This is a genomic window from Pseudocolwellia sp. G5-9 (assembly GCF_055808995.1).
Genome location: NZ_CM147893.1, coordinates 982,612 through 1,008,355 on the forward strand (window position 1 = coordinate 982,612; position 25,744 = coordinate 1,008,355).

The window sequence follows — 25,744 nt, forward strand, 5'->3', positions numbered from 1 at the left end:
TATATGAAGTTATTCCACTGTAAACAACTATAAGTGATAAAATAAATTAATGGCTTATCAATCTATTTAACCACTTTGTTCAGTAAAAAATAACTTCTATTAATCAATGTTGTCTTTTTTTGTAAGCGCCTTAATTTACAGAAAAAATATAAAACTCTCAATCAAAAGCTGACACTAATGTCAAATAAGTTTATATTGATGAGCAATCTAAGTGTTTTTAATATGAATTAATAGTGAAATTTAGGATAAATGGTTTGATCCATAAGTTTAAACATGACCAATCGGTCAAGATGTGATAATTTAGTTAAAATAAGTAACCATTAGTAAAGTGACGTGGTAAATTTACATTCATAATTTTGAATTTATTTCTCTCCAAACTCACGTCATTAATGACTAACAATGAATACGTAAACTTAAAGGCACCGTTTTGATACAAAACAAACCTACAATTATCGCAATCGCTGGAGCTTCAGCTTCAGGAAAAACATTATTCGCACAAACTATTTATGATGAATTATTACCCGAATTAGGTTGTAAAGGTATTTCAATTATTAAAGAAGATGCTTATTACAAAGATCAAGCTCATCTTAAAATTGAAGAAAGAGAATTAACGAATTACGATCATCCTAATGCCTTTGAACATTCATTAATGAGTGAGCATCTGCATCAGTTAGTGCAAAACAATAGTATTGAATGCCCTATTTACTGCTATAAAACACATACTAGAACAGCAGAAACGCTTACACTTAATCCAACACCTATTATTCTTGTAGAAGGGATTTTGTTGTTATCAAACCCTGAATTACGTGAAAGATTTAATATTAAAGTGTATATGGATACACCATTAGACATTTGTTTAATAAGAAGAATAAAAAGAGATATGGTTGAACGTCATCGCAGTATCGAATCAATCACAAACCAATATTTAGACACAGTTCGTCCGATGTATTATCAGTTTATTGAGCCTTCAAAGCTTTGGGCTGACATTGTTATTACTCGTGGCGGTAAAAATAGAATGGCAATTGAAGTACTTAAAGCAAAAATACGTCAATTAATCAGTCATAAATAAAAACAATAAAAAGTAGAGGATTTTTATGGAGCTTGGTGCATTTAAAGGTGTTTTTGGGGTCATATTCCTCTTAGCCGTTGCGGTCTTTTTATCTCATAACCGATCAAAAATTAATTGGAGAACTGTAGGTTTTGCTTTTGGTTTACAAATCGTTTTAGGCGCATTTGTACTCTACATTCCTTTTGGTAAAGAAGCCCTAATATCTATTACTAATGGCGTTCAGCAAGTAATAGATAGCGCCAAAGCGGGTATCAATTTTCTCTTCGGCGGCTTAGGCACCGACGCTATGTTTTCTAATGGCGTAGGTTTTGTTTTTGCTATTCGTGTTTTACCCGTAATTATTTTCTTCTCTTCGTTAATTGCTGTTTTATATCACTTAGGTGTGATGCAATGGGTAATTCGAATTATTGGTGGTGGTTTACAAAAATTATTAAAAACATCTAAACCTGAATCTCTTTCTGCTACGGCTAATATATTTGTTGGTCAAACTGAAGCCCCTTTAATTGTTCGTCCTTATATCGCTAAAATGAGCCAATCTGAATTATTCGCTATTATGGTGGGCGGTTTAGCCTCTGTAGCGGGTAGTATAATGGCTGGTTATGCTGGTTTAGGGATCGATCTAAAATACCTAATTGCCGCTTCATTTATGGCTGCCCCAGGTGGCTTACTAATGGCAAAAATCATTATTCCTGAAACAGAAAAAATGGATATCAATAATAATGAAGCTGAGGAAATAGAAGAAGACGAAAAACCAGTCAATGTAATTGATGCTGCAGCAACAGGCGCAACTTCAGGGTTAAAACTAGCAGTAAACGTAGGTGCTATGCTCCTTGCCTTTATTGCCTTAATCGCTTTATTAAATATGATAATTGGTGGCATTGGTTCTTTATTTGGTTACGACCATATAACTATTGAATGGATGCTCGGCTACATATTTGCACCTATTGCTTACGTTATTGGCGTTCCAGCAAACGAGATGCTACAAGCCGGTAGTTTTATCGGTCAAAAAATTGTGGTTAATGAGTTTTTTGCCTACGTAAACTTTGTTGAAGTAAAAGACTCGTTAAGTGTTGGCACACAAGCGATTGTAACTTTCGCTTTATGTGGGTTTGCTAACTTATCGTCTATCGCCATTTTATTAGGTGGTATTGGTTCTATGGCGCCAAGTCGTAGACCCGACATAGCTCGTTTAGGTTTAAAAGCCATGATTGCAGCTACATTAGCAAACTTAATGAGCGCCGCTATTGCAGGTATTTTCATTACATTGTAATGACACTATGTAACCATAGTTAACATGAATAAATTTATTATTAAGAAGCTTTAACATGACAAATAAACAAGACATTGCCGCCCTATCGTTATCGTTAATCGACCTAACCAGTTTAACGAACACTGAAACCGATAACGACATTATTACGTTATGCCAACAGGCTAAATCGTCTGTAGGTGAAACAGCAGCTATTTGTATTTATCCTAAATATATCCCTGTAGCTAAAGCACAATTAGCCAAACAAAATACACCAAATATCAAAATAGCCACAGTTACTAACTTTCCTCATGGCAATGATGATGTTAATTTAGCCGTTAGCGAAACTCTTGAAGCCGTTAAACTAGGTGCTGACGAAGTGGATGTGGTATTTCCTTACCAAGCGTTAATTGCAGGTAATCCAGATGTAGGCTTTGAGCTTGTTAAAGCGTGTAAAATAGCGTGTGGCTCTCATGTTTTACTTAAAGTAATAATTGAATCTGGCGAACTTGCAACGCCAGAGCTGATCAAACAAGCGAGTGAAATATCGATTAACGCCGGAGCTGATTTTATTAAAACCTCTACAGGTAAAGTGGCTATTAATGCTACACCTGAAGCAGCTAAAATCATGTTAAATGTAATAAACGACTTGAATCCTAATGTAGGCTTTAAAGCTGCAGGTGGCGTTAAAAATGTGGATGATGCAGAGATTTACTTAAATTTAGTATTTGATATTTTAGGCGCATCTTGGCTGAACAAAACACATTTTCGATTTGGTGCAAGTAGCCTACTAGGTAATCTTTTAATTACCTTAAACCAAGACGTAGATAAGCCAAGCACTTCAGCATATTAATTTTGAAATGACCTTAGGTACATAAGTCTCATGGCTCAGCTTTATTTTTATTATTCAACAATGAATGCAGGTAAATCTACTCACCTGCTTCAATCTGCTTACAATTACTCTGAACGTAACCTAAGATCATTACTATATACCGCAAAACTAGACGACCGATTCGAGCAAGGAAAAATAGCCTCTCGAATTGGGTTGCATGCAGACGCATCCTTGTTCGATGAAAACACCCAGTTATTTGATGAAATAAAACGTGAAAACAACACGAATAAAATAGATTGTGTACTGATAGACGAAGCGCAGTTTTTATCAAAAGCTCAAGTGAAACAACTTACAGATATTGTAGACGGTTTAGATATCCCTGTACTTGCCTACGGTATAAGAACAGACTTTTTAGGCGAAACCTTTTCAGGTAGTGCCGCGTTACTTGCATGGGCTGATAAATTAGTAGAACTTAAAACTATATGTCACTGTGGTCGTAAAGCTAACTTTGTTATACGACGTGATGAAAACGGCAACCCTGTTAAAAACGGTGAACAAGTCGAAGTTGGCGGTAATGAACGATACGAACCTTTATGCCGAGCCCACTTTAAAACGTTGGTTTGGACCTTACCTTAATTTATCAAGGATAAAAGATACTTATGGCTATTTTCGAAAGCAAACACCCGCTTGTAAAACATAAAATCAGTTTACTCAGAAAAGATGCTATTTCAGTCAAGTCTTTTCGCGAGCTAACCAGAGAATTAGCCACCATGCTGACCATGGAAGCGACCACTGAACTTGCACTGGCTAATCAAAATATTGCATGTTGGTCTGGCGATATTTCTACCCCCCTGTTAGCCGATAAACAACCAACATTAATTCCTATATTAAGAGCAGGATTAGGTATGTTAGATGGCGCACTTACCATACTCCCTTGTGCAAAAATTAGTGTTGTAGGCTTACAAAGAAATGAACTAACACTGCAACCAGAAAGCTATTACGAAAATGTAGTTGCTGATGTCAATGTGCGTACAGCTATTATTATTGATCCTATGTTAGCCACAGGTGGAACTGCCTTAGCAACTATAGAACTATTAAAAAAATCAGGCTGTAAAAACATTAAAGCTATATTTTTAGTGGCTGCGCCTGAAGGTATTGAGCTACTTCAACAAAATCATGCTGATGTGGATTTATTTCTTGGTGCCATAGACGACAAGCTTAATGAAAATGGTTATATTTTACCGGGGTTAGGTGATGCTGGTGATAAAATTTTCGGTACGCTGTAATCCATAGTACTTCGGCTATATTTATGGTTTCGAGCGGAAGTTAATAAAGAGGGATGCTTACGGAAATAAATATTTAGGTTTCACTTCTCACTTAAAAAGTGAAACCTTTATTTCAAATGACTATTTGTAAAGCTACTGAATGCGTTTAACTAATACAACCCAATCTTTACCTTTATCTGATGGAGGAAAACCTAGCTTTTGCTTCTCTGCTTTCCAATACCTATTCATGATTTTTTCTATACTAATAGTAGTTTGCGAGCCTTTTTGTAATTTACCACCATTGCGAGGATCAAACCACTGAACTGAATAGTCTGCAATTTCAGGTATAAACCCAAGACTCACTTCTTTAGATGTGTCTTTCACATAAACAATATAGAACTGCCCTAGTTCAGCTAATACCCAAGCATCGTTTGCTAAGTTATCGTGATTCTCTGCTTTATGATATTCAACACCACTCATTTTGAAAAAATCTAAAGCATGCTTAGCTTGATCCCAAAATAAATCACGGGTTCTCCAATCTTGTGCTGTTAGGTCTGAATGCGGATGAGCATAACCAAAATACCATTCGGTTCCCCAAGCTCCTGCAGTTAAAGCTCCCCATAAACCATTCATACGCGCTAGATTATGTTCAGGGTCTTTATCATCAGGTACTAAACTATGTTGAGCATCTCCAGGCTCATCTACTGATACAGCCATTGGTCTGCCATTCACAACGGGCCATTTTCTAAGACGTAAAACCGATCCATGCACAGCACCAAAATCAGCTTTATGCGTTTGCACTGAAGCTCCTGTATAAAAGCTATCAGCCCCCGTAATATCAATATAGTCGTTACCGTTATGAATAACCGTATGATGACGGTATGGGTCATTATTATAAAAGTATTTCGCCATAGCTAATCGCTGAATGGTACTTTGAGGCATGGTAGTATGATTAGGGACCCACTCACCATTCTCCTCGCCCATATTCCAATTTAATGCTAAGTGATGACCAAAGCGTGCAATCAACTCTCTATAATAAAGTTGACGTTGCAATCCTAACCCACCGTTATCAAGTAAGCCTTGGTTTTCAACTTCTTGAGTTTTAAAATGTAAAAACAAACCTTTTGATTGCGCATGTTTAAATACTATATTCCATTGAGCTAATTTAGAAACATCCATACGTTCATAGTTATTATAATCAACGTAAGGAAAAACATTTTGATCATCACCCATGATATTAAGAGTCAGAAAAGAAATTGAATTCATTCCTTTATCCGATAAGTAATTTAACGCTCCAATTAATGCTTTACCTTTACCTGATTTCCATGTGGGATCTCCCTTTTTCCAATCTTTTTTATGGGCTTCCCACGTTTTAACTAACTCATCTTTATGTCCATCGTTATGAAAAGTACCATCAAAATCAGCATACGATAAAAGGTTTTCAGGGGCGTCAGGACCGGCTTTAATAAAATATTCACCTGTTTCCGCAAAGCGTAAATAAGGTTTATTAATATATTCTAATCGACCTCTTTCGCGAAAATCAGGATACTTTTTATTACTCGATTTTATTTTTAACTGCCCTGTTTGACCGTCCATAAAACCTGCAGTTACACCGCTAATGGTTTTAGTAGAAACAGCAACAAATGAGCCTTTACGAAACGATGTACGCCAAGTCCACTCTCCTATTTCATCAGGGGTAAAGTAAACTCTCCATTTATTTCCTGAGGTCGCTCCAGAATTTTCAGCATTACCATCTGCAGCGAAAAATCCGGGAACAATATAGCTTTTTCCTGTTTTTTTATGGGTAAATTCAATATTAAGACGGTAATTAAGAAATGGATTATATGCATCTGTTTCAGAAGTACTTGGTCCATCAAATGTCATTGATATACTATGCCATTTACGTAACTCTCCAGACACCTCAAGCTTAGTATTAGCACTTGATGATGTAGAAAAAAACAACATACTAGCCATAAGGGCAGTCATTATTACGCACATTTTTATTTTATACATTACATTTATCCTTCATTGAACCGTCTTAATTTTTATCCGCTATCAATCAATAAGCTATTTCAGAGCACATTGAGTAAAACGTGGTGTAACTATTTAGGTAAATTAAACTTTCTTATGTTTGCATTACTTTCAGTGGGGAAGTCAGTGGGTACAGGAAGACTAACTTTCCCAGTTGCGACCCACTCAGCTCCCCGTAAAAAAGTCGTAATAAATCCAACACCTTCAAAGGCTCTTTGATCATGCCCTAACGTTGTATGGAAAATACGACCTTTATGATAATTGAGTGTCATTAATACAGGTTCGTTACGTGCATCACCTTTTTTACGATAATGCGGATAAGCCGTAGCAAGAATAGTCATGTTTTGAGCGGGGCCACGCAAGTGCTCATACATTTCATCTGGAGCATGTAACCAACGTTCAGGTAAACCTTGTGTAATGGGATGAGAAGAATCTCGAATATCGATGTGAAATTTTTGTACTTTACCATGACGGCCCGCACTTCCAGCCTGAAAATCACGCGTTAATTTACCAGCTTGGTTATAATAAACATAAGGCCCATGTTGCTTATTTCGGTTTCCCCATCCGCCTAATCCAATCATTTCATTGTAAGCTTTCCATTCAGGAAAAGCGTTATCAGCGGCATGTACTACAACAAGTCCACCGCCACGCTTCATGTATGCTTCAAAAGCGGCTTTAGTTTCAGCTGGCCAAGGTGCTGTTTTCCAACCTAAGTTTGAAACAACCACATCATAAGCTTCAAAATTTGGGGTAAAGTTAACATCAGCTTTAGGTTCTTTATATTCTTGATAGATTTTTCCGTCGTTTAACGGATATTGCTCAATAATATTGTTATGTCCTGTTGAGCGCCATAAGTTTGAAGTACGATATATATCCACTTCAAACAAGCCCGATTGCTCTAAGTATTGTTTCATCATTAACGTAGATTTTGGCCAAACTGCGTGATTATTTTGACCATCAAGAATAACAACCTTCAGCTTTTCTGCAGCTGTATCTTGATTTTTTATAACACCACAACCTGTAAAACTAAGAGAAGCAATAACGCCTAGCAGAAGTATTTTTTTTAACATTTATGTTCACCGTTTTAGTTTATAAGCACATACCACCTTAAGAGATGGAATTAGCTATTTTTTACCAATAAATTTGTATTTTTACTGAATAAAACCAATTGTAAACAAATAAAATGTAAATACAATGACTTAAACTTGAAAGAACTATAAAGAAGTTTATTTAACCTCAACTCGGGTTAATGAATGTTAGGTAATGAATTAAAATCCTTATTTATCAAAATCTTAATCTGTATCGTTGTTTTCCTAAGTTATATTAGTCTCTCAACATTGATATTTTTGTGTATAACAAGGCGAATTTTTCTATCTAATAGCTAGCTATTAGTAATAAATTCAACGAAGTTAGGCATAAAAATAGCTGCTAGAGAAGCATTTATTAATCCGAATTAAGGTTAATTAACCTTAATAATAAGGATTTGATAAAGCGGTATAGGAAATAAAACAGAGTCGTCACACGTTATTCAAGAATACTAACGTGTGACGACTTAAGGGAATAAGTTTTTAAAAAATCAATCTATAACTTTATAAATAACAGGAAGTTCTTCAGCTTTAGTTTCACTAATATTTAAAGCCGTTAAATACTCTTGGCTAGCTTTCGTGGCCTGATCTTCATCTGCAGCATGAATTCGAGCAACGGCATCGCCTTTATTAACAACAGTACCTGCAGGTAAAATTCTATCAAAGCCAACACTGTGATCAATCAACTGACCATTAGCTGTTCTTCCGCCTTTCATACCTACAATAGACAAACCTATATCGCGCGTTTGCATGCCTGAGATATAACCTGAACGCGTAGCAATCACGTCTTTAATTACGTTTGCTTTAGTCATAGACTCCCACGGAGCCTCTAAAAGGTTATTAGGTCCGCCTAAAGCTGCAATCATTTTAGAAAATACTTCAGCCGCTTCACCATTAGCTAGCACAGCATTAATTTTAGTTTTAGCTTCCGCTTCTGTATTTGCAATTTTTGAACTGATTAGCATAGACGTTGCTAAAGCAACAACTACTGCGTGTAGTCTAGGTTCACGTTGCTTACCTGTTAAATATTTAACGGTTTCATACATTTCAACCGCATTACCTGCCGATGTACCTAATACCTGATTCATATCAGTAATAATGGCTTGAGTGGGCACACCGGCACCATTGGCAACACTTACAATACTTTGTGCAAGTTGAGTCGCTTGAGTCATATCCGACATCATGGCGCCATTACCCATTTTTACATCCATTACCAGTGTATCTAATCCCGCTGATAATTTTTTAGATAAAATAGAAGCCGTAATTAAAGGAATAGATTCAACAGTGCCGGTTACATCTCTAATACTATAAAGTCGTTTATCTGCCGGTGCTAAGTTGTCTGTTTGAGAAATAATAGCAACACCAATATCTTTAACAATACGTTTAAATTCAGAAATACTAGGTTGAACATTAAAACCAGCAATACTTTCTAACTTATCAGACGTTCCACCTGTGTGACCTAAACCACGGCCTGAAATCATTGGAACATAAGCGCCACATGCCGCAACAATTGCAGCAAGCATAAAGCTAACCTTGTCACCTACTCCACCAGTAGAATGCTTATCAACTACAGGTCCATCAAGTTCAGGCCACGATAATACATCGCCCGAGTTCATCATCGCTTTGGTAAAAGCAACAATTTCTTCAATTTCCATTCCTTGTTGGAATATTGCCATTGCCATTGAGCCTACTTGCGCATCATTAAAGCTTCCGTTGACTAAACCATCAACAAAACCTTGAATTTTATCAGCAGACAAAATTAATCCATCGCGTTTTGTTCTAATAATCTCTTGTGGTAACAACATAGGTGTTCCTTAAATTTCTTATAATTATTGAATTAAATGTCTAATAAACTTTTTGGTGTAAACGCATCTGGCAACAACTCAGATACGGTCCAAATTTTTGTGTGTCCTAAATGGTTAGCAGATATCACTTTGGCATCTTCCGCTAAAAACTCGGCTATCACCTGCCTACATGCGCCGCAAGGTGGTGTGAGTTTTTCTTGTTCTGTGTATACAACAATTGACTGAATACGCGTTTCGCCATTTATAACCGCTTGTGCAATACAGTTACGCTCAGCACATACCGTTAAACCATAGGAAGCATTTTCAACATTACAACCGCTAACTATATGACCTAACTCAGTTAACGCTGCAGCACCTACCCTGAAGTTGCTATAAGGTGCATAAGCCTTTAAGTAAGCTTCTTTCGCTTTGGTAATTTGATCTTGATAGTTTGATTGAGTATTCATTTGTATCTCCCTACAATAAAAACTGACCATATAGTCAAGTTAGTTAAATCTTAATCTAGCTAGATAGATATTACTAGTACTAAAGTTAATTTTAGGACGATTAATTTATAAAAAAAAACCGCACGTAAAGTGCGGCTTTGATTAAATATCAAACATTTAAATTAGAACGTGTATTTAACACCAATTTTAACATTCCATGTAGATGCTCTATCTTCAAAAACAATAGGTGCATCATCTGCCTCTGCGTTTTTAGAGCTGTACACATATTGTCCTTGGTCATTTATATCATAACCAAATAAATCTGACGTACTGTTACCAAATTCATTTTTATAAACACGAGCTGAGTCTTTATCAATTATTGCCCAAGCATTATCAATATCTAGATACAACAAGCCTTTATGCCCATCAAAAATACCAGGAAGCTCTTGTTCAATTCTTAAATCAAGACTTGAAACCCAAGGACCACGCTGATTATTTTTAGCTAAAGCTCCACCTTCAGTAGATAACCCAAGAACTTCAAGTTGTGAAACAATTTCTGAATAACTCATACCATTTACAAAATCAACGGCTGCATCATCAGCTCCTGTTGGAATGTAAGGTAAATATGCCGGATGAAGATCTAAATCACCATCTAAACCAGTTTCATTAAAGTTTTTACCTAACACCCAGCTGTATGGGCGACCAGATTTACGTTCAAAAAATGCATGGAATGTTGTTGCATAACCACCGATGAACTCAGTGCTATAACGTAAATTGAATGTAATTCTGTGCTTAGTTTCATAAGATGAAGTACCTAGAGCAACATTTTGTGGATCGTATACCGGATGGAACTCATATGATGTATTAGATGAAGTACCTGATGCTGCAAAGCGATCTTCCACATCAGTATTAGTATACGAGAAATTCATATTCAAACCACTTTCAAAGGTTTTACTTAAACTAAACGTTTTAATTAATGTTTCACCACCACCAATATTTGTCATTAAAATATCACGACGACCTCGTCCTTGATCACCTGCTTGATAAGCTTCACTATCTGTATTAAATGCAAAACCATAGATTGGGCGACCATCTACAGTATAGCCGTTAAGACCACGAGAAGTGTCAACTTGACGACTCAAATCTTCCCAAATAACTCCATCTTTAACTTTCTTGTATAAAACTTCACCGCTGATGTTCCAGTTTTCGCCTAACCCTATAGCACTAAAGTCAGCAACATAATCTGCTGCAACACTATATTGCCATGTGCTTGGAATTTCGAAATCAGGATCAATAGCATCAATATTCGAATTAGCACCGTCTAGCGATGAACCAGAGATTGCATCTAAAGCTCGTTGTGGAATACTGCTAGGATCTGGGTTGTTTAGGTATGCATCAACCAAAGATTGGTCAGCATCACTTTCATTTCGGCTACTATAGGCAGCAATACGACTACCATCGTTAGTAAATGAGTTTGATACCCATACGTTAGGACTACCACCACTAAATAAACCAAAACCACCACGAAGCGTTAAGCCTTCAATTTCTTCATCTAGATCCCATTTGAAGCCTACACGAGGTAAAAATATATCTGTACCATCTAAATTTTCATTGTTTTTAAAACCATTACGTTCTTCAAATAATGGATTCTCTGTTGGTTTGTCACTGTTAGAAATACGTTCATAACGTAAACCATAAGTTAAATTGAAACTATCATTAACATCCCAGCTATCTTCAACATAAAAAGCATGGTTACTTAAGCTAAAGCTTGCAGCAGCATCATCTCTATTTAAACTTGGGTTATTTTGATATTCAAACCAATCAGCGTTCCCTGATTCAAAGTCTTCAATAGAATCAAAGTACCATGATCCTAAATAATGTTGCATAAAGATGTTAAATACATCAACTTTTTCGTATTCCCAACCAAATGAAATCGCATGATCATCAAGTAAATATTCACCACTGAATCGTAATTGCAATGTTTCATTACTCAGTTGATTAGCATGACGACTATCATCAGAACCTAAATTAATTGTCCCGCCGCCATGATCAATCTTAACTTCACCAAATTCCAAACCACCAACAGAAGCTTGGCTGTTTGTACTTTCTTTGTATGATGCTTTCATTTCAGTTGAAAAGTTTTCAGTCCAGTATGAAAACACTTGACCTACGTAAGTCTTGTACTCATTTGTTCTATTGTACCAATGCGAAGATAAGTACAATTCATTTGAACGACCAGCTGTATTACCTGCACTATTACTGAAGCCATAACCATAAGTTAATGATGCACGATGATCGTCGTTAATATTCCAGTCTAATTTTAAAGAATATTTTTCATCTTCTAAAGGAATTGATGCATCCCAAGAACCCGCATCATAACCATACTTAGATTGTGCTGTACTCACTACACGTTCAAGATCACTTAATGATACATTGCTGACTTCATTTGCTACACCAGAACCAGCAGGGCCGGTATTAACAGTACTAGGTGCTTCAAATGTTTCATATGAAGCAAAGAAGAAAAGCTTATCTTTAATAATTGGACCACCTAAAGTCGCTCCATAACTTTCTTCTTTAAATTTTAATTTAATGTCTTCGCCTGTTTCAGGATGCTCAGGATCACCTGCCCAAGAATCTTGTGCTTTTTCAAAAAATACACTTCCGTGAAAATCATTCGTACCTGATTTTGTAACAACACTAAGTTGTCCACCAGAAAAACCACCTTCTTTTGCAGAGAAAGGTGCAATTGCAACACTTAATTGTTCAATCGAATCAAAAGCAATAGGCGAGCGCTCAGTTGGGTAACCGTTACCAGCTAAACCAAAATCATCATTCAGTTTTACACCATCAACTTTCAAACTATTATAACGAGGGTTACTTCCTGCTAAATATAATGAAGAGCCATCATTACCTACAACAGCCATAGGGTTTTGACGAGCAATATCTTTGATATCTCGGTTAAAAGAAGCCGCCTTACTAATTTGATCACCGTAAAAAGTACTTTCAGAACCACTTATTTGTTCATATAAAGTAGATGTCCCAGTTACTTCAATACGTTCTACATTTAAATCTTCTAGAGATTCAGAAACACGAAACACTTCACTCAATGAAATATAAACATTTGATAATTTTTTATCTTGAAATTTATCAGAGTCAATTTCTATTGTGTAAGGCCCACCAACACGTAACCCTTGAGCGAAAAATGCTCCTGAGTCATTAGTTGTTAATGTTTTACGTGTGCCTGAAGGCTCATGCGTAACAATAATGGTGGTGTTAGCAGCTGCATTACCTGCAGGCCCAACAATAGTACCCCTAATACCTGAAGAGGTATCAGCAGCCATAGCTGATGTTGATAAACCAAGTGCTAAAACTACAGCACCTGTAAGTTTTGAGAGACGATGATTTTTCATCATATTATTCCTTAGTATAAGTTTAAAATTAGTTTTCTTATGTTTAAGTAAAATGTTGTGCAATTAGTTAGTATTTATTTTTTTATATTTATTATTGTCGATTCTGATTAAAGCAAAGTTTCTTTACATTTTCATTACATGATTTTGGAACAAGTTAAAACTCAAATAAAAACCACTTACCACCATTTTCATAAAATCAAAAGAAAAACACAAATAAACCTTTAAAAACAACAAGATAAAACAAAAACACAGAAAACAATATTTATTTTATAGATTCTTTTAGATATTAAAAAGGTTGTTTTTAAAACAAAATATTATACCCAACAAAAGAACTTTAATTAACAAACCAATTGGTCAGGTTATAAATCAATAGCAATATAAAGCCTTAAAACAATAAGATATAGAGTTTTTAAAAAACACACCCAATAATCAACAAAAATAAAAATATGATATTTATTAAGTAATAACCTACAATATTTTATCAATTTTACGAATCTTAGGGTTTATTCGTAATTAAAGTTCCAAATAACAACCTTAGCCTAACGAAAACAATTTAATATTTCTGTCATTAAATTGTTTTAAAATGGTACAAATGATACAAAGCCATAACAGTAATCAAACCAGATAGTCAGCTATAAGGAACAATAGCTAGGGTAGTGAAGGCCGTGTATATGTATGCAAGCTGCAACTTTTGATTAAAGGAGTGTTCAATTATATGAAAGAAAATAATAAACTAACCAAACAAAGTAACATTCAACAAAAAGAGCAGACTATCAAAACTACAAAACAAGGCAGTATTAGAGAAAAAAGCCAAGATAAAATATTAGCTGCCGCTCAAGAAGAATTTATCTTACAGGGTTATAAAGGTGCTACGGTACAAGCGATTGCAGACCGAGCAGAATTACCTAAAGCTAATGTACTTTATTACTTTAAAAATAAAGAGAACATATACCATGCTGTTTTAGAGCGCACATTAGCAATGTGGGATAATGCTATTGGCGATATAGATCCTGACCACGGACCTATAGTTGCTATTGAAAAATTTATCGCGTCAAAAGTTCAGTTATCATTTAAAGAGCCTGCGGCCTCTAAAATTTATGCTATGGAAATTATACAGGGCGCACAACACCTCAAAGATTTTACACGTACCTATTTACGTAAGTGGGTAAGAGAAAAAGCGGTTTTATTTCAGCAATGGATAGACAGTGGTGAAATGGTTAATGTTGATCCTGTACATTTGATTTTTCTTATTTGGTCTTCAACTCAACATTATGCTGACTTTGACAATCAAATATTAACGGTCATGAATCAAGCAGATTTTGAAGATGAAGATTGTGAAAAAGTTACTGCCTTTTTAACCGACTTTATTCTGCGTGGTTGTGGTTTAAAGAAAGATTAATCCCCTATTGCTAAATAAGGAACAACATTGAAAAAAATTATATTACTGCTAGCGATTTTACCTTTACTCATTACAGGCTTAAGCATGGCTAATGAAACTGAAACACCTCAAAAACTTCGTATAGCAACATTCAATGTAAGTATGGAAGCTTTAAATTATCTTCCTTATGTTAAAGGCCAAGCTCCATCAGTAAAAGGTAATGAGCTCGGTACGCAATTAAAAAACAATCATCAACAAATAAGAAATATTGCTGAAATAATTCAACGTGTAAATCCTGATATTATTTTATTGAATGAATTTGATCGTGAAGATGACTCTCATCAAGCCATTAAGCTCTTTTTATCTCAGTACTTAAATAAAAGCCAACAGGGACAAGCAGCCATTAAATTCCCTTATTTTTATCAAGGCCCAGTAAATACAGGGGTTCCTACCCCTTTTGATTTAAATAACGATAAAGTTAAAGGCGACTCACCCAATGATAATTACGGCTTTGGCTACTTCCCTGGCCATTTCGGTATGGTGTTATTATCTAAGTATCCTATCAATGAAAAAGGTATTCGAACTTTCCAACACTTTAAATGGAAAGATATGCCAAACGCTTTAAAGCCAATAGACCCAAAAACGAATAAACCTTGGTACAACGAAGAAGCATGGAATAACTTTAGATTATCGTCTAAATCTCATTGGGATATTCCTGTATCTATTGGTAACAAAACACTTCACGTATTAGCTAGCCACCCTACTCCGCCTGTTTTTGATGGTCCTGAAGATAGAAACGGTAAGCGTAATCACGACGAAATACGATTATGGAACGATTATATTACGCCAAATAAAAGCGATTATTTATACGACGACAACGGCGTAAAAGGCGGCATAGCCCCAAATAGCGCTTTTGTTATTATGGGTGACCAAAATGCTTCAAGTGTTGATGGCGATGCCATTAAAGAAGGCATAACCGATTTACTTGCTCACCCAAATGTTCAAGACACCAAGCCTGGTAGCAAAGGCGGAAAAGCTCATAACAAAAGTAATCCATACAGTAAAAATCATACGGCACATTGGGGTATGCGAGCTGATTATGTTTTACCTTCTAAAAACCATATTAACGTTATAAATTCAGGTGTTTTTTGGCCATTACCAACAGATGATGAATTCAGGCTTGTTAAAGACAGAGCCGCATCTTCAGATCACCGTTTAGTTTGGGTTGATATCAGCCTATAACCTTTAAAAATCTATAGGACATTCTATTATGAATAAAATACTTGCAGCATTGACTATTGCTGGTTTAACTATGTCGTGTGGTAACGAATCAAAAACAACAGTTACCCCAGCTGAGTCAGCGCCAGTTATTTCAGCACCTAAAAATATTATTATGGTTGTAGGTGACGGTATGGGCCCCACTTATACAACAGCCTATCGCTACTTTAAAGATGATCCAGCAACACCTAAAGTAGAAAACACCGTATTTGATAGACATTTAGTGGGTATGAGCAGTACCTACCCTGATACTCATCATTCATATGTAACTGATTCAGCAGCTAGTGCAACAGCACTTTCAACAGCAAATAAAACCTATAATGGTGCTATTGGTGTTGATATGGATAAAAATCCACTTGAAACCGTACTAGAAAGAGCTAAATCACGCGGTAAAAAAACAGGCGTAGTCGTTACTTCACAAATCAACCACGCGACACCCGCTTCGTACTTATCTCATAATGAAAGTAGACAAAACTACAACGAAATTGCGAATAGCTACATAGACAATGGCATAAAAGCCGATTTATACCTTGGTGGCGGTTGGAAATACTTTATTAGAGACGATCGTAACCTAGTGAACGAGTTTAAAGATAACGGATTCACCTACATAGATAGTTATCAAGCGCTAGAAACTACATCGACAGACAAACCATTACTCGGTTTATTTGATAAAAAAGGTCTCCCTTGGGCATTAGACGATACCAATAAATATCGTCTTTCAAGTATGGCCAAAGCAGCAACAAAACATTTAGAAAACAAACAAGGATATTTTCTATTAATTGAAGCAAGCCAAATTGACTGGGGCGGACATTCAAACGATATAGCAGCAGCGATGGGCGAAATGGACGACTTAGCAAAAACTCTCGAATACTTAGAAACTTACGTTAAATCACATCCTGATACTTTAGTGGTTGTAACAGCTGATCACAGCACAGGTGGTGTTACTTTAGGTGCACATGGTGTTTACGAATGGAAGCCTGAGACCTTAAGAACCATGCTACAATCACCTTCATCTATTGCTAAAGTATTTGAAGCTACTGACATCACTAAAACCAAAGCTAATGAATTGTTTAACTTTGAATTAACTGAAGATGAACTATCAACGCTGATCACAGTGAAAAATGATACGTTAAAAAACATTCAAATTACGGCAATTACCGATGAAGCAAAGTCTAAAAAAATCAGCCTTCAAAAAGAGCTATACACAGCCATTAAAAAAATAATTGATGGTCGTACAAATACAGGTTGGACATCTTCAGGCCATACAGCAGTTGACGTTCCTGTTTTCGCTTTAGGCAGTAATAAAGACATGTTTAATGGCTATCAAGACAATACAGATATTGCTAAAAAGATATTTACCCTATTAGACAAATAATGTGTTCTTAATATATTTAAAAAACTAAAAAGCTGAATATTTTATTCAGCTTTTTTATTTCTGTATTTACTATGGAAGTTTATCAACTAACAACAGCAAGATCTGTCAGGTAACCTCTCATATTTTATGAGATTATTAATACATCGCCTTACTTATTGATACAAACAATATAAATATGGACACCATAAAAAATATCCCCTTTCAAAAAGTATGTCATTTTATAGATAAAAATTTAAATACAAAGCTTCCTTTAGATGATCTATGTAAAATTGAGCATTTATCCAAATATCATTTTCATCGCTTATTTCACCTGCATGTTGGGTTACCTGTTTTTCAATATATTCAATTACAACGAATGAAAAAAGCAGCTAATCAACTCTATTACCATCATCACTTAACAATAACTGACATTGCTCTAGATGCAGGTTTTGAAAATATTGAATCATTCTCGCGCGCGTTTAAAAAAGTATTTTTAGTAACACCCACACAATTTAAACAATCGCCTAACTGGGCACCCATTTCAGGTAACCATCTAAATAATGTAAATACAACACAAGCGAATCAATTTATGGAAAATTCACTAATAGCGAATGTAAAAATACAATGGTTTGATAAAACCCCAATAGCCAGCTTATCCCACAAAGGTTCACCTCAAACGTTACATAGCAGCATAAAACGTTTTATTGAATGGCGAAAAGAACACCATACGCCACCAACACTCAGTAAAACTTTTAATATTTTATATAACGACCCACACACTACACCAGCAGAGGACTACCGATTTGATATAGCCACCAATATCACCTCAAAAAACCTAACAAACAACGAGCAATTGAAAGAAGATAAGCTTAAAGAGAATACGCAAGGTGTAGAGCTGGGGGAAATTCCCGAAGGATATTGTGCCGTATTACGATATACAGGAAGTGATGACAATTTAGGTAAAATGATAAACGCACTTTACAGCCAATGGTTGCCGCAAAGTGGTAAAACGCTTCGTGACTTCCCTTGCTTTATTGAACGCGTAAAAATGTTTCCTACTGTTAACCAAAGTGAAGCGATTACTGATATATATTTGCCGATTATTTAATAAGACGACAAGACGAATGAGTTTCAAAGCTAAAAATAACTCTTTAGCTTTGAAACAATAATGTTATTTATAAATTAAAGATTTGAATATCATCAAGGAATGGTCCACTACTTCCTATAGTACCGCCAATAACGTATACCGTATTGTCTAAAGTAGTAATGGCATTATGACGACTCGCTTTATAACCTAAATCTACTTTTTCCCATACTTTAGTTTTAAAGTCATAAACATATGTTGATGATAAATTTTCGTAATCACCAAATGTATATAATTTATCTTTAATGACAGTCACTGAATGTGCACTCATTTTAACAGGCATTGAAGGAAGAGAAATCCACTTATTTGTCTTAGGGTTAAACTCCTCAAATACATTCAGAGCTGACTTATGATTGTATCCACCAACCAGATATATCTTGTCATCTTTAACTACCGATCGAGTTGTTTTAGCTGTAGGCATATCTGCAGCCCTCATCCATTTATTTTGTTTAACGGAATAAACTGACACTAAAGCGCTAGCAACTAATTCACTTTTATTAGGGTATGCACCACCAAAAACAAAAATATTATTATTTAAGAATACAGCACTATTAATTCGAGTTGGATAAGGTAATGGTTTAGCAAAGCTAACTTCATGAGTTATCGTATCAAATATTTCAACTCTATTTTCATATCGAAACTCTTTATTTTTCAGGCTGACACCACCAATGATATATATAGAATGTTCACCATCCCAAACAGCTGAAAAATACCGTCTAGGTATTAATTTACTTTTTAAAACCTGTATTTTATTGGTATTAGGGTTTATTTGTTCAATACTTGAAAGAAAGCCCTTTTTATTACTACCTCCAAACACATAAATCATCTTCCCATCATTAATTGCAGCATGGGCAAAACGAGATTTAGAAAGAGATAAACCATCAGACTTTAAATCGGATGTAGTGGAACAACCTGAAAGAGCGATAAGAAAGAAAATAAAGAGGTGTGATAAATAATTTGTTTTTAAGTTAATCATACCATTAGTCCATTAATTTACGATTATTCATTTTATAATAGCCACCATAAACAATGCAAGTCTAAAGCTTTATAAAGCTTTGATTTTTAAATTAATAAATATAAAAAAAGCACATAAACGTGCTTTTTTATTGCTTACCTTATAAGATTAACCTTGCTCTAGCACCGAATTAAAGCGCTCAAAACCTTTAGTTAAATCTTCAATTAAATCGTCTACATCTTCTAAGCCAACATGAAGCCTAATTAACGGAAACTCGTATTTCCATTCTGTAGCAGTACGCATGGATTTTACGTTTGATATCGCTAAAATCAAGCTTTCAAAACCGCCCCACGAATAGCCCATTTTAAAGTGTTCCATTCCGTCAAGTAACGCAGTAATGGCCGCTTGGCTGCCTTTGTTTAATACAAACGAAAACAAACCATTTGAACCATTAAAATCACGTTCAAAAAATTCATGACCTGGGCATGAAGGTAAAGCAGGATGCAGTACCGTTTCAACTTCTGGTCTTGTTGCTAACCAATTCGCAATCTTAAGCGCGCTCGTTTGATGCTGTTTTAGCCTAACACTTAAAGTACGGATACCACGCAATGCTAAATACAAATCGTCTGGCGAAGTGCACTGCCCCATAATGTAACTATTTTCACGTACCTGTGGCCAATACTCTTCAGTAGCGGTTGCAGTACCTAACATGACGTCTGAATGCCCTACTATATATTTGGTAGCAGCTTGTACTGAAATATCAACACCATGATCAAATGGCTGAAAATTAACAGCTGCGCCCCATGTATTATCAAGCATAACTATACAGCCATGCTTATGAGCCACTTCTGCTATGCCGGGTACATCTTGAATTTCCATGGTGATTGAACCTGGAGATTCTAAAAATATCAAACTCGTGTTGTCTTGGATAAGCGCTTCGATACCTTTACCAATTAACGGGTCGTAATAAGTGGTAGTAACTCCCATTTTAGCGAGAATTTTGTCACAATAATCGCGAGTAGGTTCGTAGGCATTATCTACCATTAAAATATGATCGCCAGTTTTAACCACCGAAATAATTGCATTAGTAATAGCTGCAGTACCTGAAGGATATAAAGCACAGCCAGCTCCGCCTTCAAGCTCAACCATAGCATCGCTAAATGCAAACGAGGTAGTCGTGCCTCTTCGGCCATAAAACAAGGTTTGATTTGTTCTATTTACTGCTGCAGCTTTCATTTGTTTAACAGACTCAAACACAACCGTTGATGCGCGCTGCACAGAAGGATTGACTACGCCATTTGTCCACTTTGCAGAACGCCCTGCTGTTACTACTTTTGTTTCTGTTTTCATTTATGTGTTCTCGTTTTTAGATATTATAGCTATCTAGCCATCTATAATGTATTTATAACCTGATTAGATTAAAGGTGCACGGAATTTTTGATAATAAGTAAGAATACTTTAAAAGTAATTAGGCTAAATCAATAGCCATATAATTTAGATATAAGCCTAATAACCTACTGCCACCAACGCTCTGTAAATATAGGATTTTTCAAATCTATAATCTCACCAAACCTTGGAGTACTTAAAGTAACTTGCTTTTCTTGTGATGTTTTCAAAATTTGATTTAACGGATCATCCCAATCATGAAACGCTAAATCGAATGTACTGTTGTGAATAGGTATTAACACGTTAGCGTTAAGATCTTGATGAGCTTGTACTGTTTGAGCAGGAAACATATGAATTTTTTTCCAAAACTCATCGTAAGCGCCATTCTCCATAAAACTCACATCAAAAGGCCCATACTTATCACCTATCATTTTAAAGCCATCAAAATAACCCGTATCACCACTAAAATAGAGTTTATATTCATCTAACAAAAATACCCAAGATCCCCACAATGTAGCATTTCTATCCCATAAGGTTCTTCCTGAAAAATGCTGCGATGGTGTAAATGCGATAGTAAACTTACGACCTTTATTCTCTTCATTACTTGTAAACTCCACTTCTTGCCACCAAGCGAGACTTTTAATATTGGCTTTCGAAACTCCCATGCTTATTAAGTTTTCATCAACACCTTTAGGTACATAAAAGAACGTATAATCATTAGAAAGAAATTTAATAGTGTCGTTATCTAGATGATCATAATGATTATGTGAGATGAACACTTTATCTATTTTAGGTAAGTCTTCAAGGCTAATCGCCGCAGCTTCAAAACGTTTGGGGCCTACAAAAGAAACAGGCGACGCTCGTTCGCTAAACATAGGGTCAATTAGCCAATAGCTACCGTAAACTTTCATTAAAATAGACGAATGCCCTAATTTAACGATATAAACACTTTTACTATCAAGCGCATCTAATTTTGCTCTAGTAAGGGGCTTAACATAATTATCGCTGGGCATTGGGTTGTTGCGATCTTCAAATAACGATCGCTTAAAAATAGCTAAACCAACCAACAAGCTCGATCGATTTGCAGCATCATCTTCTACATTTTTATTACTCCCATGATTTATATTTTTATAGACGGCATCAACAGAAGTTGAAGAGCTACAAGCAATGATAATAATAATGAATGTAAATATAGCGATGAATTTACTCAGTGTTTTCATTGATGTTAAACCTATTATTTCAAAATTGGATTGTTTATTCGTTGAGTTTGGGTAAGTAACTCTATTGTGCATTAAAAGTTTTCTAAGGTCTGTGGCTCTTTCGAGGTTACTTTTAAAACAAGCGCAAGCCTTTGAGTTAATTTAAAGTTTAACCCTAAAAGCTCAGCAGCCACTAATAAATTTAATCTTATTAATTGTAGATTAAGAAGTTTTTACAACACTGATATTCTTATGCGTTAATAAGCATACCAGTAAGTCGCCCTGCGGATACAAATAAAAGGTGACAAACTGTGACTAAATAACCTCAACTCGGGATAAGCAAAGTTACTCAACAAGCTATTTTTACGCCTAACTTAACTTCGTTGAATTGATTACTAATAGCCAGAAAGAAAAAAGTTCGCCTTGTTACACACAAAAATATCAATGTTAATGACTAATATCTTAGGAAAATAACAATACATATTAAACATTTGATAAATAAATCTTTTAATTGGTTCACTAACATTCATTAACCTAAGTTGAGGTTAAATAAAATATTTTATGATCAAAAAAGCCGTCAAGAAGACGGCTTTTCAATGACCTTCCATATCATTAACATCATAATCAATAATATGAAATTTATAACACGCTATACTTTTTAGAACTTAGCTGTAATACCTACATTATAACGAGCGCCAAACTGTTCTAAACTAATCAATTGATCAGCAAAACGACCATGTTGTCTGGTTGTTTCTTCAGTAATATTTATACCTTCAACAAACACAGAAATATTATCGTTTATTTCATAACTCGCATTAAGATCCCATTGTCCGTAAGCTTCAGTAAACGTTGGTTCAATTAGGTTTTGTGGTTGGTGCATTGCCCATAAAAAGTCATCGCGCCAGTTATAAGCTAAACGCACTTGTAAGCCATTCTTTTCATAAAAACCAATTAAGTTCGCTGAATCACTTAAACCAGGTAATGCAAAAGTACTTTCAATGTCGTAAAGATCTAATTCAACATCACCGCTAACAAAAGTTAAGTTAACAATTGCGCCAAAGCCTGATTCACCAAATAAGTGTTGTGCATTAATTTCCCAACCATTTACCTCTGCATCTTCTAAGTTACTAGGCGTTGAAATAATAAAGTTAATTACAGGATCTTCAGCTGAAGAAAAACAGGCAGGATTACCACCAATAACTTCACTTGGACAGCCAGCTTGTGGAATAACACTTGGATCACGTAAAGGTTGGCCATTAATATCAGGTAAAGTCCCTTCTCTGGTGCTACTTCCGATAAAGTTTTCAACATATTTTTGGAAAAAGCCGATTGATGCGTAACTACCTTCATCGTAATACCACTCTAAAGATAGATCGATATTTTTAGACTCTAATGGTACTAGGTCTGTATTTCCTACTGATGCATTGAAAGGTCCGTTTGGTCTCGCATCGTAGCTCACTGATGGGAACATTGATGATAAATCAGGGCGACTTAACGTGGTGCTATAAGAAAATCGAGCAATAACGTCTTCAGATAGATCTACGCTCAAATCAATATTAGGGAGCACTCTTGTATAATCAGACTGTTCGCTAACGGCAAATAAATCAGGTTCGGTTATCTCACCAAAACGCCCTGCGGTATTCACGTAGTTAAAGTATTCTATTCGGCGTTGTAATGAAACCGCTTCAACATCGGTTGATTCCCAACGTAAACCAATGTTCATTTGAAAAGGTATATCGTTAAATTCATTTTCAATGTCAAAAGAGACATAAGCAGAAACAGTTTCTTCGCTAATATTATTAAATGTTGGCTCGTCTTCACCACCATATAAGCCTTGGCTTTTCGTTAATTCTAGTGCTTCTAATGCACTATAGTTAGAAAGTAATGGGAATAAGTTTTTATTTCCGCCAATTTCACTACCAAAACCTTCACTTGATGCAAAGTTAAGGTCGAGCGAAGAAATATCGGTTGGCACAAAGGCAACAGTTCTGCGTCTTGTAGTATCAATTTGATAATCAGTTAATGCCAAACCAAAATTAACTTTAGCTAAAGCGCCATCGTTGGTATTTAACCATTCACCATCAAATTGAAATTGTTTAATATTATTTTCAATTTCTAGGCCACGTTGTTGGTATAGGTCAAACTGTACATTTTGATCAGCAAATGCATCTTGCCCTGGTAAATCTGCAGCATCAAAGAACACATCAGGACGACCAGTAGGACTTGTATTATAGCTAACATCTACACCACCACGATCAATAGTGCCATCACCATTGGTATCATTTACGCGTGGATTTTTTAGGTTGATAATAGTTTCAGAGTTTTGGCCATCGGGTTGTGAATGTGAAGTAGAATCATGATAATCAAATGAAAGGTTTAACGATTCACTTACATCCCATTTTAAATTTAAACCTAACGAATCATTCTCAGTTTCAATTAAATAATGAAAAGCCCAAAAATTTAGCTCGTCATCAGGTCGCATTGGATTAGTTACTGTACCATTAGCATCTGCTGAACCACCTGTATCACCATCAAACCAGAAACTAGTACGGTTTGTACTATTAACTTCTTTAAAGCGAGAAAAAACATAATCAACACTCGCTGTTATAGCGTCATTTGGAGCAAATTGTAAAATAAACTGACCATTTTGGCGTTCACGTTCTATATCTTGTGTATCTACATCAATTGTTAATGGTGCCCAGTGAGTACCATTAGGATTTAAGTTTCGGTCAATACCACTTGTATCAACATTAGAGCCTCGGCCTGCAACCCAACCTTGTGCACCTACTCTTTCTTTTCTGCTATCTCGCTCAGCATGAGATAATGAAACTAACACCCCAAGTTTGCCATCCATAAAAGTATTGCTGATCATTCCAGACAATTCTGGCGTAATACTATCGCCCTTGTCGACGCTAGTATCGATAACACCTTTGGCAGAGCCTACCGCTTTAAAACCATCAAAATCGAAAGGTTTAGCCGTTTGAATATTAATAGTAGCGCCAATACCACCAGAAGATATATTAGCCTTACCCGTTTTATATACTTCAACACCTGAAACACTTTCAGCTGCAACTTCCCTAAAGTTAAAACTACGGTCTATACCATTTTCCAGTAATGTTGATGATGTTGGCATTTGTCGATTATTCAGCGTAACTAAGTTAAACGTTGGACCAAAGCCACGTACAGAAACTTGGTTACCCTCGTTATTCGCTCTGTCAATTGAAACACCAGTAATACGCTGTAACGACTCAGCTAAGTTAGTATCAGGAAACTTACCTATATCTTCTGCGGTTATCGCATCAACCACACCACTTGCTTCTCTTTTAATATTAGAAGAATTAATCAGTGATCCTCGAATACCTACTATTTGTATAACCTCGGTATCTTCAGCTTTATTTGTTTCTTCTGCTAATACAGGGGCTATACCACCAATATTAAATATTGCCGTGGCTACTGCAACTGACAACGCTTTTTTTCTGTAGCTATTAGGATATCGTTTCATTTTTCCCTCACATTAATTTCATAATTTGTTGTTTGTTAAAGATTATTTATTTTGACTGTTTATTTTTATGTAAAAAGTACATGAGCTGCATACCATATCTAAAGCATTGAGATTAACTATAAACGCTTCTGTAACGTAATTTTCATACATGCACAGTATAAATATCACACATTAAAAAAATAAGATCAACCATAAACACCAATAAATTATGTGTAATCAATCGTACATATAAAAACATTAACTCAAGAGGCTTAAGTACTTTATTTGTATACGATGGATAAAATAAGTTTAGTTATTAACGAGGTAGCTATTAAAAGGATAAAAAGTAAATAGATTAATGATAATTAATGTTATATGTTAAGATATGCGTTTACTTCAAA

The 25,744-nt window shown here is 35.5% G+C and carries 18 protein-coding genes; 9 read left to right on the top strand and 9 right to left on the bottom strand.

The annotated features are described in order from the left end of the window. Nucleotides 1-427 precede the first annotated feature (427 nt). Genes udk through upp form a run of 5 tightly spaced genes read left to right on the top strand, consistent with a single transcriptional unit; the run spans nt 428 to nt 4,433 of the window. Entirely contained in the window at nt 428-1,069 is a 642-nt protein-coding gene (udk, locus tag AC0L5Q_RS04220) for a uridine kinase (RefSeq protein WP_473614569.1), read from the top strand. Nucleotides 1,070-1,094: 25 nt separating this feature from the next. Beyond that, nucleotides 1,095-2,339: a NupC/NupG family nucleoside CNT transporter gene (locus tag AC0L5Q_RS04225; RefSeq protein ID WP_473614571.1), complete on the top strand. Its 1,245-nt coding sequence runs from the start codon at nt 1,095-1,097 to the stop codon at nt 2,337-2,339. Between the two features lie 55 nt (nt 2,340-2,394). After that, on the top strand, nt 2,395-3,168 hold the full coding sequence (gene deoC, locus AC0L5Q_RS04230) for a deoxyribose-phosphate aldolase (RefSeq protein WP_473614572.1): 774 nt from the start codon (nt 2,395-2,397) through the stop codon (nt 3,166-3,168). 30 nt (nt 3,169-3,198) lie between these two features. Continuing rightward, complete coding sequence (locus tag AC0L5Q_RS04235) at nt 3,199-3,783, top strand: thymidine kinase (RefSeq protein WP_473614574.1); 585 nt, start codon at nt 3,199-3,201, stop codon at nt 3,781-3,783. A gap of 23 nt (nt 3,784-3,806) precedes the next feature. Beyond that, on the top strand, nt 3,807-4,433 hold the full coding sequence (upp, locus tag AC0L5Q_RS04240; protein ID WP_473614578.1) for a uracil phosphoribosyltransferase: 627 nt from the start codon (nt 3,807-3,809) through the stop codon (nt 4,431-4,433). Nucleotides 4,434-4,565: 132 nt separating this feature from the next. Here upp and AC0L5Q_RS04245 read toward each other — a convergent pair whose 3' ends face one another. The 5 genes from AC0L5Q_RS04245 to AC0L5Q_RS04265 form a co-directional block, all read right to left on the bottom strand. Continuing rightward, nucleotides 4,566-6,425 (bottom strand): DUF5060 domain-containing protein, encoded by a 1,860-nt coding sequence (locus AC0L5Q_RS04245; protein WP_473614582.1) that lies wholly within the window; start codon nt 6,423-6,425, stop codon nt 4,566-4,568. 89 nt (nt 6,426-6,514) lie between these two features. Continuing rightward, a complete protein-coding gene (locus AC0L5Q_RS04250) occupies nt 6,515-7,513 on the bottom strand; it encodes a ThuA domain-containing protein (RefSeq protein WP_473614585.1) in 999 nt (332 codons plus the stop codon). 506 nt (nt 7,514-8,019) lie between these two features. After that, entirely contained in the window at nt 8,020-9,333 is a 1,314-nt protein-coding gene (gene deoA, locus AC0L5Q_RS04255; RefSeq protein WP_473614588.1) for a thymidine phosphorylase, read from the bottom strand. Between the two features lie 32 nt (nt 9,334-9,365). After that, nucleotides 9,366-9,779: a cytidine deaminase gene (locus AC0L5Q_RS04260; protein ID WP_473614592.1), complete on the bottom strand. Its 414-nt coding sequence runs from the start codon at nt 9,777-9,779 to the stop codon at nt 9,366-9,368. Between the two features lie 161 nt (nt 9,780-9,940). Continuing rightward, nucleotides 9,941-13,171 (bottom strand): TonB-dependent receptor, encoded by a 3,231-nt coding sequence (locus AC0L5Q_RS04265; RefSeq protein ID WP_473614596.1) that lies wholly within the window; start codon nt 13,169-13,171, stop codon nt 9,941-9,943. 712 nt (nt 13,172-13,883) lie between these two features. Between AC0L5Q_RS04265 and AC0L5Q_RS04270 the strand changes: the two genes are divergently transcribed. The 4 genes from AC0L5Q_RS04270 to AC0L5Q_RS04285 all read left to right on the top strand — a co-directional run bounded on the left by AC0L5Q_RS04270 (nt 13,884) and on the right by AC0L5Q_RS04285 (nt 18,286). Further along, nucleotides 13,884-14,567, top strand: a complete 684-nt coding sequence (locus tag AC0L5Q_RS04270; protein WP_473614600.1) for a TetR family transcriptional regulator C-terminal domain-containing protein — start codon at nt 13,884-13,886, stop codon at nt 14,565-14,567. A 39-nt stretch (nt 14,568-14,606) separates the two neighbouring features. After that, nucleotides 14,607-15,788: an endonuclease/exonuclease/phosphatase family protein gene (locus AC0L5Q_RS04275; RefSeq protein WP_473618252.1), complete on the top strand. Its 1,182-nt coding sequence runs from the start codon at nt 14,607-14,609 to the stop codon at nt 15,786-15,788. Between the two features lie 70 nt (nt 15,789-15,858). After that, complete coding sequence (locus tag AC0L5Q_RS04280) at nt 15,859-17,199, top strand: alkaline phosphatase (protein ID WP_473618253.1); 1,341 nt, start codon at nt 15,859-15,861, stop codon at nt 17,197-17,199. Nucleotides 17,200-17,374: 175 nt separating this feature from the next. Continuing rightward, entirely contained in the window at nt 17,375-18,286 is a 912-nt protein-coding gene (locus AC0L5Q_RS04285; RefSeq protein WP_473614603.1) for an AraC family transcriptional regulator, read from the top strand. A gap of 67 nt (nt 18,287-18,353) precedes the next feature. Here the strand turns inward: AC0L5Q_RS04285 and AC0L5Q_RS04290 are convergent, their stop codons facing one another. The 4 genes from AC0L5Q_RS04290 to AC0L5Q_RS04305 all read right to left on the bottom strand — a co-directional run bounded on the left by AC0L5Q_RS04290 (nt 18,354) and on the right by AC0L5Q_RS04305 (nt 25,364). Continuing rightward, a complete protein-coding gene (locus AC0L5Q_RS04290) occupies nt 18,354-19,298 on the bottom strand; it encodes a Kelch repeat-containing protein (RefSeq protein WP_473614607.1) in 945 nt (314 codons plus the stop codon). A gap of 147 nt (nt 19,299-19,445) precedes the next feature. After that, nucleotides 19,446-20,627, bottom strand: a complete 1,182-nt coding sequence (locus tag AC0L5Q_RS04295) for a cystathionine beta-lyase (protein WP_473614609.1) — start codon at nt 20,625-20,627, stop codon at nt 19,446-19,448. 164 nt (nt 20,628-20,791) lie between these two features. After that, nucleotides 20,792-21,955 (bottom strand): MBL fold metallo-hydrolase, encoded by a 1,164-nt coding sequence (locus AC0L5Q_RS04300; protein WP_473614612.1) that lies wholly within the window; start codon nt 21,953-21,955, stop codon nt 20,792-20,794. A 565-nt stretch (nt 21,956-22,520) separates the two neighbouring features. Continuing rightward, complete coding sequence (locus tag AC0L5Q_RS04305; RefSeq protein WP_473614615.1) at nt 22,521-25,364, bottom strand: TonB-dependent receptor; 2,844 nt, start codon at nt 25,362-25,364, stop codon at nt 22,521-22,523. Nucleotides 25,365-25,744: the final 380 nt, after the last annotated feature.